General features: G+C 46.3%; 2 tRNA genes and 1 rRNA gene (1 of these 3 cut by a window edge). All 3 read left to right on the top strand.

Annotation, left to right across the window (positions count from 1 at the left end):
* The first annotated feature begins 152 nt into the window (after positions 1 to 152).
* Positions 153 to 226 (top strand) — tRNA-Ile (locus I215_RS15440).
* A 203-nt stretch (positions 227 to 429) separates the two neighbouring features.
* Positions 430 to 503, top strand: a tRNA-Ala gene (locus I215_RS15445).
* A gap of 137 nt (positions 504 to 640) precedes the next feature.
* A 23S ribosomal RNA gene (locus I215_RS15450) occupies positions 641 to 2500 on the top strand (it continues 966 nt past the right edge of the window).

The raw sequence follows: 2500 nt of genomic DNA on the forward strand, positions 1-2500 counted from the left end.
GTTAGCCGTACCGGAAGGTGCGGCTGGAACACCTCCTTTCTAGAGAAACGCCTAGAAGTGTCGTTACACTTATACTTTACAGACCATTTATTAAGAGGAGTCTTATAAGGGGGTGATTTTACTTAAGCTGTCAATAAATATAGAACACAGACAGTCTCGTAGCTCAGCTGGTTAGAGCGCTACACTGATAATGTAGAGGTCGGCAGTTCGAGTCTGCCCGAGACTACTTTAAAAGAGTCGTATTCGGGTAAAAAAGGATACAGAGACACGTTCATTGAGAATAGATTGAATTTAAAAGAAACGGAAATTCTAGAAGCATAACAAGAGTTTTTCCTGGTTTATAGCGGGATGCTTTTATGGGCATATTCGTTTTAAACATACATGGGGGATTAGCTCAGCTGGCTAAGGCATTTCGTTTAAAACATACATGGGGGATTAGCTCAGCTGGCTAGAGCGCCTGCCTTGCACGCAGGAGGTCATCGGTTCGACTCCGATATTCTCCACTAGTAAACGTTCATTGACATATTGAGATAAGATAATACGAGAATAATATTAGAATCTAAAAGTAAAGGTTTCTATTATTTGCACGAATAATAGGGGCTCAACATTAGAGTACGAAAGAATAAAAGAGCAAAAAGTACAATAAGCTAAATAAGGGCGTATGGGGGATGCCTAGGCTCTCAGAGGCGAAGAAGGACGTGATAAGCTGCGAAAAGCTATGGGGAGTGGCACACACACTGTGATCCATAGATATCCGAATGGGGCAACCCACTATACTGAAGGTATAGTACACCGTAAGGTGGGCGAACCTGCTGAACTGAAACATCTAAGTAGGCAGAGGAGAAGAAAACAAGAGTGATTCCGCTAGTAGTGGCGAGCGAACGCGGAACAGCCCAAACCGGTTTTGTTACGGCAAAATCGGGGTAGTAGGACTGCGACATTTGATGCTAAACGAATTAGAACTGTTTGGAAAGACAGACCATAGAGGGTGATAGTCCCGTATAAGTAAGAATAGTTATCGATAGCAGTATCCTGAGTAGCGCGGGGCACGTGAAACCCTGTGTGAATCTGGCGGGACCATCCGCTAAGGCTAAATACTCCTGAGAGACCGATAGTGAACCAGTACCGTGAGGGAAAGGTGAAAAGAACCCCGAATAGGGGAGTGAAATAGACCCTGAAACCATACGCTTACAAGCGGTCGGAGCGCATTTAATGTGTGACGGCGTGCCTTTTGCATAATGAGCCTACGAGTTACCGTTGCTAGCGAGGTTAAGTGATTCAGTCACGCAGCCGTAGCGAAAGCGAGTCTGAATAGGGCGCTTTAGTTAGTAGTGGTAGACGCGAAACCGTGTGATCTACCCATGGGCAGGTTGAAGTTTAGGTAACACTAAATGGAGGACCGAACCGGTTGACGTTGAAAAGTCTTCGGATGACCTGTGGGTAGGGGTGAAAGGCCAATCAAACTCGGAAATAGCTCGTACTCCCCGAAATGCATTTAGGTGCAGCGTTGTATTAGTTTGTTAGAGGTAGAGCTACTGATTGGATGCGGGGGCTTCACCGCCTACCAATTCCTGACAAACTCCGAATGCTAACAAATGATTTACAGCAGTGAGGGCATGGGTGCTAAGGTCCATGTCCGAAAGGGAAAGAACCCGGACCATCAGCTAAGGTCCCCAAGTGTATACTAAGTTGAAAAAACGCGGTTTGATTGCTTAGACAGCTAGGATGTTGGCTTGGAAGCAGCCATTCATTTAAAGAGTGCGTAACAGCTCACTAGTCGAGCGATCGAGCATGGATAATAATCGGGCATAAGTATACCACCGAAGCTATGGACTTTATATAAGTGGTAGGGGAGCATTCTAAACTGGGTTGAAGTTGTACTGTGAGGTATGATGGACTGTTTAGAAAAGAAAATGTAGGCATAAGTAACGATAAGCGGTGTGAGAAACACCGCCGCCGAAAAACCAAGGTTTCCTCAGCTATGCTAATCAGCTGAGGGTTAGTCAGGGCCTAACGCGAACCCGAAGGGGGTAGTGGATGGACAACAGGTTAATATTCCTGTACCTGCATATGATTAAAAGTGACGAAGGCGTGAATATGGTGCGTACTGACGGAAATGTACGTTGAACCATTTTTCAAGAATGGGATAGTACACTAAAGCTTCGGCTGCGGTGATAATCCATAGTAGCGACTTCCAAGAAAAGCGACATATGCAGCCTGTACCGCAAACCGACACAGGTGGTTGGGATGAGTATTCTAAGGCGCTCGAGAGATTCATGGCTAAGGAACTAGGCAAAATAGACCTGTAACTTCGGGAGAAAGGTCGCCCCGCTCCGGCGGGGCCGCAGTGAAAAGGTCCAGGCGACTGTTTATCAAAAACACAGGGCTCTGCTAAATCGAAAGATGATGTATAGGGCCTGACACCTGCCCGGTGCTGGAAGGTTAAGAGGAGATGTTAGCTTCGGCGAGGCATTGAATTGAAGCCCCAGTAAACGGCGGC

Origin of the sequence: Galbibacter marinus, assembly GCF_000300875.1 — a bacterium.
Classification (GTDB): Bacteria; Bacteroidota; Bacteroidia; order Flavobacteriales; family Flavobacteriaceae; genus Galbibacter; species Galbibacter marinus.